Below are 15,597 nucleotides of genomic sequence, written 5' to 3'. Positions count from 1 at the left end.
GTCAGCAGCGCCGCCCAGCCCGTACCAACCATCCGTCACCGGCACCGCGCCCGTCGGCCCGCCGTACGCCGCGTCGCATCGTCGCGCGCGCCGTCGGCCCCGCCGCAGCGGCCGGAGGAACACCGACGCGCTGTCGACACCACGCGCCCGGGAGGGGAACCGTGAGCGAACCGCACACCACCGTGGACGAGGCGCCCGTGGGGCGGACCGAACCCATAGCGATCATCGGGCTGGCCTGCCGGCTGCCGAAGGCGTCCGACCCGGGCGCCTTCTGGGAGCTGCTGCGCGACGGTGTCGACGCGGTCGGCGAGCCGCCCGAGGACCGCTGGCGGGACGTGGGCGCACCGCCGGTGGAGCCGACCCGGGCCGGCTACCTGGACCGGGTGGGCACCTTCGACGCGACGTTCTTCGGCATCAGCCCCCGCGAGGCGGCGGTGATGGACCCGCAGCAGCGCCTGATGCTCGAACTGAGCTGGGAGGTGCTGGAGGACGCCCGGATCGTGCCGGCGTCGGTCCGGGACACCCGCACCGGGGTCTTCGTCGGCGCGATCTGGGACGACTACGCCACCCTGTCCTACCGGGGCGGCCCGGCGGCGGTCTCCCCGCACACCGTCACCGGCCTGCACCGCAGCATCCTCGCCAACCGGGTCTCGCACCAGCTCGGGCTGACCGGCCCGAGCATGGCCGTCGACACCGGACAGTCGTCGTCGCTGGTGTCGGTGCAGCTGGCCTGCGAGAGCCTGCGCCGGGGCGAGTCCGCGCTGGCCATCGCCGCCGGGGTGAACCTGATCCTGGCCCCGGAGAGCACCACCGGCATGGCCCGGGTCGGTGCGCTCTCCCCCGACGGCCGCTGCTACACCTTCGACGCCCGCGCCAACGGCTACGTGCGCGGTGAGGGCGGCGCGGCGGTACTGCTCAAGCCGCTGTCCCGGGCGCTGGCCGACGGCGACCGGGTGCACGCGGTGATCCTCGGCGGCGCGGTCAACAACGACGGCGTCGCCGAAGGGCTCACCGTGCCCAGCCGGGCCGCGCAGGAGGAGGTGCTGCGACTGGCGTACGCCGACGCCGGCGTCGACCCGCGCGACGTGCAGTACGTCGAGCTGCACGGCACCGGCACCCGGGTCGGCGACCCGGTCGAGGCCGGCGCGCTGGGCCGGGTACTGGGTGCCGGGCGACCGATCGACGCGCCGCTGCTGGTCGGCTCGGCCAAGACCAACGTCGGTCACCTGGAGGCGGCGGCCGGTGTGGTCGGCCTGCTCAAGACGGTGCTCGCGCTGCGCCACCGGCACCTGCCGGCCAGCCTGAACTACCGATCCCCCAATCCGGCCATCGCGCTGGACGAGTGGCGGCTGCGCGTGCAGCAGCAGCCGGGCGACTGGCCCCGACCGGACGCGCCGCTGCTGGCCGGGGTGTCGTCGTTCGGCATCGGCGGCACCAACTGTCACCTGGTGCTCGGCGCGGCCCCGGCCCGCCCGGCCGCCCCCGAACCGCACCCGGCACCGGAGCTGACCGGTGCGACGCCCGCGCCAGGCGGACCGACGCCCGAGCCGGCCGGGGACACGCCCGAGCTGACCGGGACGGCGCCCGAGCTGACCGGGTGGCCGCTGTCGGCGCGCAGCGCCCCGGCGCTGCGTGACCAGGCCGCCCGGCTGGCCCGCCACCTGGCGGCGCACCCCGACCTGGCACCGGCGGCGGTGGCGCACAGCCTGGCCACCACCCGGACCCGCTTCGAGGAACGGGCCGTGGTGCTGGCCGGGGACGTCGACCAGGCCCGCGCCGCCCTGACCGCGCTGGCCGAGGGGGAACCGCACCCCCGGGTGGTCACCGGCACCCGTACCCCCGGCAGGGTGGTCTTCGTCTTCCCCGGCCAGGGCCCCCAGTGGGCCGGCATGGCGGCGGGCCTGCTGGACCGGCACCCGGTCTTCACCGCCGAGCTGCGCCGGTGCGCCGAGGCGCTCGCCCCGTACACCGACTGGGACCTGTTCGACGTGCTGCGCGGCGCGCCGGACGCCCCGTCGCTGGAGCGTACCGACGTGGTCCAGCCGGCCCTCTGGGCCATGATCATCTCGCTGGCGGAGACCTGGCGGGCGCACGGCGTCGAACCGGACGCCGTCGTCGGCCACAGCCAGGGCGAGATCGCCGCCGCGTACGTCGCCGGCATCCTCACCCTCGACGAGTCGGCCCGACTGGTGACCCGCCGCGCGCAGGCCCTGCGCACCATCGAGGGCGGCGGGGACAGCGGGGGCATGCTCTCCGTACCGGTCGGCGTCGACCAGCTCGACCTCACCCGATGGCCGGGACGCCTGCACGTCGCCGTGCTCAACGGGCCCAACTCGACGGTCGTCGCCGGTGACCCGGACGCCCTGGCCGAACTCGCCGAGACCTGCCGGGAGCGCGGCCTCACCACCCGGCCGGTACCCATCAACTACGCCTCGCACAGCCCGTACGTGGAGCCGCTGCGCGCGGGCTGGGACGACACCGTCGGCGAGGTCCGGCCGACCGCCGGACGGATCCCGTTCTGGTCCACCGTCACCCCGGGCCCGGTCGACGGCACCGAACTGACCGCCGACTACTGGTACCGCAACCTGCGGCAGACCGTCCGCTTCGAGGAGACGGTCCGCGCGCTGATCGCCGCCGGGCACACCCACTTCGTGGAGACCAGCCCGCACGCGGTGCTCACCGTCGGCATCCAGGACACCCTGGCCGCCACCGACACCGACGGCAGCGCCACCGGCACTCTCAAGCGCGGCGACGGCGGGCCGGAGCGGCTGCTGCTGTCGCTCGCCACGGTGCACACCCGCACCGGGTACGCCCCGGCGCTGACCACCGACCCGGCGTACCGTCCGGGAGAGCCGGTCGACCTGCCCACGTACGCCTTCCAGCCGGAGCCGCACTGGATCACCAACCTGCCCGCGCCCACCGCCCCGGCCGCACGCGGACCGGCGGGCACCGCCCCGGCGACCGCGCTGACCCGCGGCCCGCTGGCCGACCGGCTGGCGGCGCTGTCCGGGCCGGAACAGTCCCGGCTGACCCTCGACCTGGTCCGCAAGAACGCGGCCGCGGTGCTCGGTCACGCCACCGACTGCGCGGTCGGCGTCGACCTGCCGTTCAAGGACCTCGGCTTCGACTCGGTGCTCTCCCTGGAGCTGCGCAACCGGCTCGCCGCGGCCACCGGGCTGCGGCTCGCCTCCGGGCTGCTGTTCAACCATCCCACCCCGGCCGCCCTGGCCGGATACCTGCGCGACGAACTGGTCGGCGGGCGCGCCGACACGACGTCCGACGGCCCGGCCACCGGGTCGACCGACGAGCCGGTCGCGGTGGTGGCGATCGGCTGCCGGTACCCCGGCGACGTCCGCTCGGCGGAGGACCTGTGGCGGCTGGTCGCCGACGGGGTCGACGCCATCGGGGACTTCCCCACCAACCGGGGCTGGGACATCGACGGGCTGTTCGACCCCGAGCCCGGCGCGCCCGGCAAGTCGTACGCCCGGCACGGTGGGTTCCTGCACCGGGCCGACGAGTTCGACGAGGAGTTCTTCGGGATCAGTCCGCGCGAGGCCGCCGCGATGGACCCGCAGCAGCGGCTGCTGCTGGAGACCACCTGGGAGGCGTTCGAACGCGCCGGGATCGACCCGACCGGGCTGCGCGGCAGCCGGACCGGTGTCTTCATGGGCGTGATGTCCCAGGAGTACGGTCCCCGGCTGTACGAGACCTCGGCGGGCTCCGACGGGTACCGCCTCACCGGCAGCACCGCCAGCGTCGCCTCCGGCCGGGTGTCGTACGTGTTCGGGTTCGAGGGGCCGGCGTTCACCGTGGACACCGCCTGCTCGTCGTCGCTGGTGGCGATCCACCTGGCGGTGCAGTCGCTGCGCCGGGGCGAGTGCACGATGGCGGTGGCCGGCGGGGCGTGCGTGATGTCCTCGCCGGGCATCTTCGTGGAGTTCAGCCGGCAGCGCGGCCTCGCCCCGGACGGCCGGTGCAAGGCGTTCGGGGCCGGCGCGGACGGCACCGGCTGGGCCGAGGGCGCGGGCGTGCTGCTGCTGGAGCGGCTCTCCGACGCCCGCCGCAACGGCCACCGGGTGCTCGCGGTGATCCGGGGCAGCGCGATCAACTCCGACGGGGCCAGCAACGGGCTGACCGCCCCGAACGGGCTGTCCCAGGAACGGCTGATCCGGGACGCCCTCACCGACGCCGGCCTCTCCCCCGCCGACGTGGACGCCGTCGAGGCGCACGGTACCGGCACCCAGCTCGGCGACCCGATCGAGGCGGGCGCGCTGCTCGCCACGTACGGGCGGGCCCGGCCGGCGGACCGACCGCTGCGACTGGGTTCGCTGAAGTCGAACATCGGCCACAGCCAGGCCGCCGCCGGGGTGGGCGGTGTGATCAAGATGATCGGGGCGCTCCGGCACGACCTGCTGCCGCCGACCCTGCACGCCGCCGAGCCGTCCCCGCACGTGGACTGGTCGGCCGGCGCGGTCAGCCTGCTCACCGAGCCGGTGGCCTGGCCGCCCGGGGAGACCCCCCGGCGCGGCGCGGTCTCCTCGTTCGGGATCAGCGGCACCAACGCCCACGTCATCCTGGAGGAGGCCCCCGCCGACGTGGCCTTCCCGGCGCACACCGACCCATTGGCCGCGGCCACCGGCGACGGGCCGGACCGGGACGACCGGGCGGTGGCGTTCGCGCTGTCGGCCCGCGGCCAGGCCGCCCTGCGGGACCAGGCCGCCAACCTGGCCACGTACCTGACCGACCATCCCGACGTCGACCCGGCCCTGGTGGCGGACACCCTGTCCACCGCCCGGGCCCGCTTCGAACAGCGGGCCGTGGTGGTCGCCACCGGCCCGGACGACGGCCGCGAGGCGCTCACCGCGCTCGCCGGGGGCGGCTCCGCGCCGAACCTGGTCACCGGTACGCCCACGGACGGCAAGACCGTCTTCGTCTTCCCCGGTCAGGGCTCGCAGTGGGTCGGCATGGCGCTGGGCCTGCTGGACCGGCATCCCACCTTCACCGCGCAGATGCGCGCCTGCGCCGACGCGCTCGCCCCGTACACCGACTGGGATCTCGTCCAGGTGCTGCGCGGCGTACCCGGCACGCCGCCGCTGGAACGGGTCGACGTCATCCAGCCCGTGCTCTGGGCCATGATGATCTCCCTGGCCGAGACCTGGCGGGCGCACGGCGTCGAACCGGACGCGGTGATCGGCCACAGCCAGGGCGAGATCGCCGCCGCGTACGTCGCCGGGGCGCTCACCCTGGACGACTCCGCCCGGATCGTCGCCCGCCGCTCCCAGGCGATCACCGCCCTGGCCGGCACCGGCGGCATGGTCTCGGTGCCGCTGCCGGTCGAACGGGTCGACCTGTCCCCGTGGGACGGGCAGGTGCACGTCGCGGCGATCAACGGCCCGCACTCCACCGTGGTGGCCGGGGACGCGACCGCGCTGGTGGACCTGGTCGACAGCTTCCAGACCCGGAACGTCAACGCCCGCCGGATCGACGTGGACTACGCCTCGCACACCCCGTACGTGGAGCCGATCCGCCAGCGGGTGGCCGACCTGCTCGGCGAGATCCGGCCCCGGCCGGCCCGGGTGCCGTTCTGGTCCACGTACACCGGTGGACTGCTCGACACCACCGCCCTGGACGCCGACTACTGGTTCCAGAACCTGCGCAACACGGTCCGGTTCGCCGAGACCGTCCGGGCGCTGGCCGCCGCCGGGCACACCCACTTCGTGGAGACCAGCCCGCACCCGGTGCTCACCATCGGCATCCAGGACACCCTGGACGCCGCCGACGCGCCCGGCACCACCACCGGCACGCTGAAGCGGGGCGAGGGCGGCGTCGCGCGGCTGCTCGTCTCGCTGGCCCACGTCCACACCCACACCGGGCACCGGCCCCGGCTGGCCGCCGACCCGACCCGCCCACCGGCCGGCACCGTGGACCTGCCGACGTACCCGTTCCAGCCGCACCGGCACTGGCTGGTCGCGCCCACCGGGGCGGCCCCGGCGGCCACCGGGCACCGGTTCCTGGCCGCCGAGATCGACCTGGCCGGGGACGCGGGCGTGCTGCTGTCCGGGACGCTGTCCCGGCGTACCCACCCGTGGTTGGTCGACCACGCGGTCCGGGACACCGTGCTGCTGCCCGGCACCGCCCTGGTCGACCTGGCCTCGTACGCCGCCGACCGGGCCGGCTGCGACACGGTCGACGACCTGGTGCTGGAGGCGCCGCTGCTGCTGCCGGCCACCGGCGGGGTGGAGATCCAGGTGGCCGTCTCGCCCGGCGACGGGCCGGGACGGCGGGCCCTGACCGTCCACTCCCGACCGGTCACCGAGGACGCGGACCCCGACCGGACCTGGGTCCGGCACGCCACCGGCACCCTCACCGGCACCGACGCCGCCCCGGGGGTACGCCTGGACGAATGGCCGCCGACCCGGGCCGCCGTTTGGGACCTCACCGACGCGTACCCCCGGCTCGCCGACGCCGGCTACCGGTACGGGCCGACGTTCCGGGGCCTGCGCCGGGCCTGGCGCGACGGCGACGACCTGTGGGCCGAGGTACGGCTCCCCGACGACCAGCCGGTCGTCGGCTTCCACCTGCACCCGGCGCTGCTCGACGCCGCGCTGCACCCGCTGGTGCTGAGCCTGCTCGACGGGGACACCCGGGCCGGGATCGCGCTGCCGTTCGCCTGGAGCGGGGTGCGGGTGCACGCGGTCGAGGCGTCCGCGCTGCGGGTGCACGTCCGCCGGACCGGGGCCCGCAGCGCGACGCTGACCCTGGCCGACGGGTCCGGGACGCCGGTGGCCGAGGTGGAGTCGCTCACCCTGCAACCGGCGGCGCCCGGACAGCTCACCGCCGCCCCGGCGCACCGCGACTCGCTGCTGGAGGTGGTCTGGACCGAGGTGACCGCCCCACCCGACGCCGCCGCCGGCACCACCCGGCTGGCCGTGCTCGGCGACAGCGACCTGGACGCGGTCGGCGGGACGGCCTACCCCGATCTGGCCGCGCTGCGGGCCGCCCTGGACGCCGGGGCACGGGTGCCGGACGTGGTGGTGGCGACCGCCGGCACCCCCGAGCCGGAGATGGTCCCGGCGACCCACTCGTCGGTGACCGCCGCGTTGGACCTGCTCCAGCAGTGGCTGGCCGACGACCGGCTGGACGCCGCCCGGCTGGTGCTGACCACCTTCCGGGCGGTCGCCGCCGACCCGGGTGAGCCGGTCCGTGACCCGGCGACCAGCGCGGTGTGGGGGCTGCTGCGCACCGCGCAGACCGAACACCCCGACCGGTTCGTCCTGGTCGACCTGGACACCCCGTCCCACCTGCGGGTGCCGGCCGCGGTCGCGACCGGCGAGCCGCAGGTGGCGGTCCGGGGGGACGCCCTCTGGGCGCCGAAGCTGGCCCGTACCGGCGGGGAGCGGTCGCTGGTGGTGCCGGAGACGCCGAACTGGCGGCTGACCGCCGAACCGCGCGGCACCATCGACAACCTGGCCCTCGTCGGTCCGGACGGCCCGGACGGGTCGGACGGGTCACACCGGCCGCTGGGCGACGGCGCGGACCGGCCGCTGGCCGACGGCACGGACAGCGCGCTGGGCGACGGCACGGACCGGCTGCTGGGCGACGGGGAGGTGCGGGTCGCGGTCCGGGCCGCCGGGCTCAACTTCCGGGACGTACTGATCACGCTGGACATGTACCCGGGCGCGGCGACCATGGGCTGCGAGGCGGCCGGCGTGGTGGTCGAGGTCGGCGCGGCCGTCACCGACCTGGCCCCGGGCGACCGGGTGATGGGGCTGTTCCCGGGCGGCGCGTTCGGGCCGGTCGCGGTGGCCGACCGGCGGCTGCTCACCCGGATGCCGGCCGGCTGGACGTTCACCCTCGCGGCCAGCGTGCCGACGGTCTTCCTGACCGCCTGGTACGGGCTGGTCGACCTGGCCGACCTGCGCTCCGGTGAGCGGGTGCTGATCCACGCCGCGACCGGTGGCGTCGGCACGGCGGCCGTGCAGGTGGCCCGGCACCTGGGCGCGGAGGTCTTCGCCACCGCCAGCCCGGCCAAGTGGGACCACCTGGTCGAGGCGGGTTTCGAGGACACCCACATCGCCAACTCCCGCACCCTCGACTTCGAGCAGTGGTTCGCCGACGCCACCCGGGGCGAGGGCGTCGACGTGGTGCTCAACTCGCTGGCCGGCGAGTTCACCGACGCGTCGCTGCGGCTGCTGCCCCGCGGCGGCCGGTTCGTGGAGATGGGCAAGACCGACATCCGGGCGGCCGACGAGGTGGCCCGCGCCCATCCGGGCGTGACGTACCGGTTCTTCGACCTGTTGACCGTGGACCCGGACCGGATCGGGGCGATGTTCACCACCCTGGTGGACCTCTTCGAGTCCGGGGTGCTGGAGCCCGCGCCGGTGACCAGCTGGCCGATCGACCGGGCCCCGGCGGCGTTCCGGTACCTCCAGCAGGCCCGGCACATCGGCAAGATCGTGCTGACCCTGCCCGGCGGGCTCGACCCGGCGGGAACCGTCCTGATCACCGGGGGCACCGGCACGCTGGGCCGACTGCTGGCCCGGCACCTGGTCACCCGGCACTCGGTACGGCACCTGCTGCTCACCGGTCGACGCGGCCGGGACGCCGACGGGGTGGCCGAACTGGAGCGGGAGCTGACCGGGCTGGGCGCGCAGGTGACCGTGGCCGCGTGCGACGTCGCCGACCGCGACGCGCTGGCCCGGGTGCTCGACGGGATACCGGCGGCGCACCCGCTCACCGCCGTCCTGCACACCGCCGGCCTGCTCGACGACGCCACCGTCGAGGCGCTCACCGACGACCAGGTCGGCCGGGTGCTGCGGCCCAAGGTGGACGGGGCCTGGTACCTGCACGAGCTGACCCGGGACCGGCCGCTGGACGCGTTCGTGCTGTTCTCGTCGGTCGCCGGCACCCTCGGCCTGCCCGGTCAGGGCAACTACGCCGCCGCGAACGCGTTCCTGGACGGCCTGGCCCGGATGCGCCGCTCCACCGGCCGGACGGCCACCTCGCTGGCCTGGGGCCTGTGGGCCGAGTCCAGCGGGATGACCGGGCACCTCGCCGAGGCCGACCTGGCCCGGATGAGCCGGGCCGGGGTGGCCGGCCTGTCCAACGCCGAAGGGCTCGCCCTGTTCGATCTGGCGCTGGAGCGCGACCAGGCGCACCTGGTGCCGGTCCGGGTGGACCGGGCCGCGCTGCGGGGCCGGGCGGAGCAGGGCGGCGTACCGGGGATGTTCCGGGACCTGGTACCGCCGCCGGGCCGGCGGGTCGCCGAGCGGGTGACCACCCGGGCCGGGTCGGCGTCCTCCTGGGCCGACCAGCTGGCCCAGCTTCCGCAGGAGCGGCGGCACGACGCGCTGGTCAGTCTGCTCAGCACCGAGGTCGCCTCGGTGCTGGGTCGCAGCGGCGGGATCGACCACGGGCAGACGTTCCGGGACCTCGGGTTCGACTCGCTCGCCTCGGTGGAGCTGCGGAACCGGCTGCGGACCGCCACCGGGCTGCGGCTGCCCGCCACGGTCGTCTTCGACCACCCCCGGGTGGGCGAACTCGCGGAGGTCCTCCTCGACCGGGTGCTGGCGGCGGAGCAGGCGTGAGCACACCGGCCGCCGGGGCTGCGCTGCCACCGTCTCCGGTCGGGACGCCGACGCGGTCCCGGGCGGGAACCGGCACCGGAGCCCCGGCGGCCGCGCCGCCCGCCCCGGCCGGGGTCCCGACCGAGGTTCCGGCCTGGGTTCCGACCGAGGTTCCGGCCGGGCGGGCCGGAACCCCGACGGCCGGACCACCGACGGCAGGACCACCCGGCCAGGCCGGAGCACCCACGGTCACCACGGCCGACCGGGCCGAAGTACCGACGGCCGGACCACCCGGCCGAGCCGGAACACCGACGGTCGCGACAGCCGACCGGGTCGGAGGCGGGTGGAGGTGGGTGGCCGGAGACGCCGACGGCCGGCTCCGGCGGGTCGTCCCGTCCGTGGCCGGCCGTGCTGGACCGGTTCCGTCCCGGCGGGGGAGGTACGCCGCCGGTCCGGTCAACCGTCTGATCGGGCCGGTGCTCCGCTCACCGGCCGCGGGCCCGGCGACGGATTCCGCCGGGTGGTGCTGTCGTTCCGCGCCGCCCCGGTCGGGCGGTGCTCGACGACGTACCGCGCCGGGGGCGGCTCCGCTTCCGCCGTGGCGCGGGGAGACCGTCCGGGTGTCTCGTGGCCGCACACCCTGTGCGCGGCACCAGCCACACGGACGGTCCGACGTTACGGCCCGGTCCCGGCGGTCGATGGTCGACCTCCGGCCCCCCGGGGGTCCGCACCCCCCACGACCGGGCTCGGTCGGCCTGCCCCGGATCCGGGGCGGGGCCACGGTCAGCGGGCTACTGCACCGCGCCGACCTGGTGTTCGAGCCGACGCTGCCGAGGGATCGCCATGGCCAGGGACTCCAGTCCCACGGCCGGCGGTCCCGCGTCGCTGAGGCTCGGGTCACCCTCCAGGATGGCCCGGTGCAGGCGCTGGAGGTCCCCGGAGGGGTCCACGCCCAACTCGGCGACCAGGGCCTTGCGGGCTCCCTGGTACACCCCGAGCGCCTCGGACCGTCGCCCGGCCCGGTACAGCGCGAGCATCAGCTTGGCCTGGAAGCCCTCGTGGGTGGGCTGCCGCGCGGAGAGGCCCACCAGCTCGCTGAGCAGCTCGTGGTGCCGCCCCAGCAGCAGGTCCGCCTCGATGCGCAGTTCCAGGGCGCTCTTGCTCATCTCCTCCAGCCGCAGCACCTCGACCTGGAGGATCGGCCCGGGAGTGACGTCCACCAGGGCGGGACCCCGCCAGAGCGCCAGCGCCTCCCGGAGGATCCGGGCGGCGGCCTCGGTCCGGCCGGACTCGAGCGCCGCGCGGCCCTGGGCCACGAGTTGCTCGAAGCGCAGCGAATCGAGCGCCTCCGGTGCGAGCGAGAGCATGTATCCGCCGGCGAACGTCCGCAACTCCGAGGCCGGGGCGGCACCCGGCAGGGTCACCCCCGGTTGCGGTGCGAGCGCCCGCTGGAGGTGCTTACGCAATTGATAGACGTACGTCTGCAGGGTAGTGGTGACGCTGGTGGGCGGGCTGTTCTCCCACAGCTCCTCGATGATCTGTTCGTTGCGGACGACACGGTTCGCGCAAATTGCAAGAAGCGCGAGTACCCGACGCGGTTTGGGTGCCGTTGGCGTCATATCCATTTGGCCGACATAAACCGACAAGGGACCGAGCACGTTGATCTGCAATGCTGTCACATCCTTCTCTACGCCCTTGGCGCCCCGATTCAGATGATGCCGGCGCGAATCCTGAACGATTTCAGGAACATTTCGCCGCTGATTGGTTTGGAATTCACATCCATCAGCGGCGAACCCCCCGCCACGCATCACCCGAACAGACGCTACGCACAGTAGCAAGGCACCGATACGCACAGTGGAATTCGCAGCGACGGGGCTGCCCCCCAGCTGCCGCGTCTTGCCATCGTTACTCAGTGAGACATGGAGGTAACTCAAGGTGACACTAAGCAGCCCCCCAGCTCCGACGGTCAACCATTGACTGAATCATCGATTGCCGAATCAAATATTTCCAGGTGCGGCAACACCTGTCACACTGATCAACTAATCGATGCATGCCTCTGTTCATCACTATGCCCCATTGCAGGGTGCCGCACAAGCATGCACAGAATCCAAGAAGCTTTCGAGCCGCCTTCGAGGCAGCCATGCATTGTTGGGGCCGGCTTCACAGGATGTAATGAAATTGCAGGCGGGGAGTGAGGCCGAGCGAACCCCGAATACCCCCGACCAGGGAGCGCGCCAGCACGGTAAATCAGTGACCGGGGATGCGTTTGCGCTGATCATGTGGGCACGCTGGGAGTTGCAGCGGCGGTGCCCGGCACCGGGCGGCGACGACCCGACCGGCGCGGGAGCGGGTCCACGGTCCGATCCTGGGCGTATACGATCGGTAGTGTTCGATCCTGGCGTTCGCCGCCCAGGGCGCGGGCCACCGGGGCGGAAATCTGTCGCCTGGCCGACAGTGGGAGCCTTTCCAGCCATCCCGCCGGGCTTCGCCCGGCGTGTCGCGCCGGCCGGGCGGAGCCACCGGCGAAGGCCAGGGACAAGGGATCACCTGCTCAGAACGGGTCCAGGTATCCCAAAAAGCACATCGGCCTCCATACGGAGCCGAGGCGGCGGGGCGGTGTCCGACGGATGTCCCGGCCTCCTCACGTCCGGCGGTGGAGTCACCCCGCCGGACGGCTGGCATCGGGGGCCCAGCGGGACGAGGGGACACACCACCGGCACCGGCTCCGCCCACCCGGCCGGAGAGCTTCCCACCGCCCCAAACCAGGGACAGGTAAGGCGCCTTCGTTGTGCCAGGAATCGCGTTTCTTGCGTAGCCATCCAACAGTTTCCGGAGCAGCCCGGACGAGTGGAACGTCAGCGGTCCATCCTCCGACCGTGCGTTCTTCCACCAAAAGGGATGATCGACCGTTCGGGTGGACGTCCACTCCGTATCCTGCCATCGGGGGTTCCGCTCCCGGCCGCGGGCGACACCACAGCTTGGATGCGGAACGACCGGCGTCCGTAGTGGAGCCGGCAACGGGAGTGCCGTCGGAGACGGTAGGCGACAGGCCGGTCACAGGAGCCGACGCTGCTGGTCCAGTTGGGAGGCGAAGAAGGCGCTGGCCGCCGTGAGGATCTCGTTGATCCGGCGCAGCTCGGCGTTCTCGGCCCGGAGCCGGTGCAGCTCCTCCGTCTCGGTCTCCGACAACCGTTCGGCCCGTGGGTCGGGCCGCTCACCCCGCTCGATCTCGTCCTGCCGGATCCAGGTGCGCAGCGCCTCCGGGTGGACGTCGAGTTCCCGGGCGAGCTGCACGATCGGGGGTCGGGGATCGGACGCCCGCCATCGCTCGACCGCGCGGATCCGCAACTCGTCCGGATACTTCTTGGGCGGCGCCACCAGCATCCCTCCCTCTCGTGCTCCCGCGGCCGATGCATCCCCGTCCGCCCGCCCGCTCCGGCGCGGTCCTCGCCGCCGAACGGCGGGACCACCTGCGGCGCGGACCCTCCGGGGAACCGCGTGCGACTGACTGACCTCGTGCTCTTCCCGTCCAGCCCGGTCCTGGCCGGCCGCCAGTGGGTCCGGCCCGTCGGCGACGCCGTGCGTCGCCGACGGGCCGGACCCGGCCGCAGGCCCCCGGTCAGGGGCCTGCGGCGACCGTCATCGCCTCAGGTCCGCCTGGCCTGCGCCGCCTCCCGGTCGGCGGGCCGATCGGCGGGCCCGTCAGCAGGCCGATCGGTGGACCGATCGGTGGGCCCGTCGGTCGGCCGGTCGGTGTCCCGGTCGGCCGGACCATCGGCAGGCCGGTCGGCACCGCTGTGCTCGAGAGCGACCCGGGGCAGCGCCCGCGCCAGGAAGCGGGGCAGCCACCATGCCTTCCGCCCGAAGATCTGCATCAGGGCGGGCAGGATCAGGCAGCCGATCAGCAGGGCGTCCGCCAGGATCGCCACCGCCAGGCCGAGCCCGAACTGGGCAAGCATCCGGGTGGGGCTGAGCATGAAGGCGGCGAACACCACCACCATGATCGCGCCGGCCGCGGTGACCACCTTCCCGGTCGTCGCGATGCCCTCGCGGATCGCCAGGGTGGGGTCCTTGGTCCGCTCCCACTCCTCGTGCATCCGGGAGAGGAGGAAGACCTGGTAGTCCATGGAGAGACCGAAGGCCACCGCGAAGATCATGACCGGCACGTACGCCTCGATCGGGCCGGGCTCGACGCCGAGCCGGCCGTCCTGGAAGACCAGGGTCATGATGCCCAGCGCCACGCCCACGCTGAGCACGTTGAGCACCGAGGCGAACAGCGGGATGAGCAGCGACCGGAAGACCAGGATCAGCAGCAGGATGGAGAGCCCGACCACGACCAGCACGAAGATGGGCATCTTCGCGGCCACCGCCTCGGAGAAGTCCACCGTGGCGGCGGTGCTGCCGCCGATCAGGTACGTCGCCCCGGTCTCCTGCGCCACCGGCGGCAGGACGTTCTCCCGCAGCCGGTCGACCAGGTCCATGGTCGCCTGGTCCTGCGGCTTGGACTCCGGCAGCACGATGATCAGCGACAGGTTCTCGCCGATGGTGTTCGGCGGTACGGCGGTGGCGACGCCGTCGGTCGCCCCGATGGCGCTCTGGGCCCGGGTGGCGTCCTCCGGGCTGCCGTCGGAGAGGACGATCAGCGGCCCGTTGAAGCCCGGCCCGAAGCCCTCGGCCAGCAGGTCGTACGCCTGGCGGCTGTGGGTGCTCTCCGGGTCGTTGCCGGCGTCGGCGAAGCCGAGGTTCATGTTGATCACCGGGACCGCCAGGGCGACCAGGACGGCCAGCGGGACCAGGGCGTTGAGCCAGCGGTACTTCTGCACCCAGGTCACCCAGCGCCGCCACACCGCGCCCTCGGTGGCCTTGCCCTTGGCGATCCGCTTCTGCACGCCCTTCTCGATCCGGCCGCCGACGATGGCCAGCAGCGCGGGCAGCAGGGTGAGCGAGGCGAGCATGGTGACCAGCACGGTCAGCGCGACGGCGAGCGCGACGCCCTGGAGGGAGCCGAGGCCGAGCACGACCAGGCCCATCAGGGCCAGGATGACCGTGCAGCCGGCGAAGAAGACCGTCCGCCCGGCGGTGTCCTGGGCGTTGATGGCGGCCTGCCGGCGGTCCACGCCGCGCAGCAGCTCGGAGCGGTAGCGGGAGAAGATCAGCAGGGCGTAGTCGATGCCGACGCCGAGGCCGACCAGCATCATCAGCGGGGCGGTGAAGTCGGCGATGGTGGCGACGTGCGAGGCGAGGCCGATCAGGCCGATCGCGGCACCGACCCCGAAGATCGCGATCACCAGCGGCAGGCTGGCGGCGACGATCGAGCCGAACAGGATCACCATGATGACCAGGGCGGCGATCATGCCGGCGAACTCGGCGCCGCCACCGCCGCCCTCCTGGACGGCGCGGATCGGGGCCCCGCCGAGCTCCACCCGCAGGCCCTCGCCCTCGGCCTCGCCGGCGACGTCGATGATTTTCCGTACGTCGTCGGCCGGCACGTCGGCGGACTGGCCGTCCAGCGCGACCGTGGCGTACCCGATGGTGCCCTGCTCGGAGATGCCGAAGCCCTCGTACGGGCTCTGCACGCCGGCGACGTGGGGCAGCTCCTTGACCTCGGCGAGCATCGCCTCGACGCGCCCCTGGACGGCCGGGTCACGCAGACCCGCCTCCCGTTCGAAGACGATCTGGAGGGACTCGCCGGACTGCACCGGGGCGCGTTCCTCGAGCAGGTCCAGGGACTGCTGGCTCTCGGTGCCGGGCAGCGAGAAGTCGTTGCGGTAGTCGCTGCCGACCACCTGGGAGGCGACCGTGACACCGGCCAGCACGAGCACCCAGAGCACGACGGCGATCCACCGGCGACGGTAGGACCACCCGCCGAGGCGTTCGAAGACACTCGGGCGGCGCGTCGGTGGAGCTGCGGCGGAAGATGCGGTCATCAGCGTTCGACCTCCTGAGACTCAACGGCTCAGATAGATAGCTTGTCTACTTGTAGATACGCCACCTTAACAGGGTGATCCGTAGCCGGCCTACATCTCGGGTC

At 73.9% G+C, this 15,597-nt stretch carries 4 protein-coding genes; 1 reads left to right on the top strand and 3 read right to left on the bottom strand.

Annotation, left to right across the window (positions count from 1 at the left end; genetic code table 11):
* Positions 1-161: 161 nt before the first annotated feature.
* Positions 162-9,587, top strand: a complete 9,426-nt coding sequence (locus PVK37_RS16695; RefSeq protein ID WP_275028317.1) for a type I polyketide synthase — start codon at positions 162-164, stop codon at positions 9,585-9,587.
* A 770-nt stretch (positions 9,588-10,357) separates the two neighbouring features.
* Here PVK37_RS16695 and PVK37_RS16690 read toward each other — a convergent pair.
* From PVK37_RS16690 to PVK37_RS16680, 3 genes are all read right to left on the bottom strand, one after another.
* Positions 10,358-11,191 (bottom strand): AfsR/SARP family transcriptional regulator, encoded by an 834-nt coding sequence (locus tag PVK37_RS16690; RefSeq protein WP_275028316.1) that lies wholly within the window; start codon positions 11,189-11,191, stop codon positions 10,358-10,360.
* Positions 11,192-12,620: 1,429 nt separating this feature from the next.
* Positions 12,621-12,944 (bottom strand): transposase, encoded by a 324-nt coding sequence (locus PVK37_RS16685; RefSeq protein ID WP_423790821.1) that lies wholly within the window; start codon positions 12,942-12,944, stop codon positions 12,621-12,623.
* Between the two features lie 269 nt (positions 12,945-13,213).
* Positions 13,214-15,493: an MMPL family transporter gene (locus tag PVK37_RS16680; RefSeq protein WP_275028315.1), complete on the bottom strand. Its 2,280-nt coding sequence runs from the start codon at positions 15,491-15,493 to the stop codon at positions 13,214-13,216.
* Between the last annotated feature and the right edge of the window lie 104 nt (positions 15,494-15,597).

It is taken from the genome of Micromonospora cathayae, from assembly GCF_028993575.1.
GTDB lineage: Bacteria > Actinomycetota > Actinomycetes > Mycobacteriales > Micromonosporaceae > Micromonospora > Micromonospora cathayae.
This window is presented reverse-complemented; position numbering and strand designations above follow the sequence as displayed.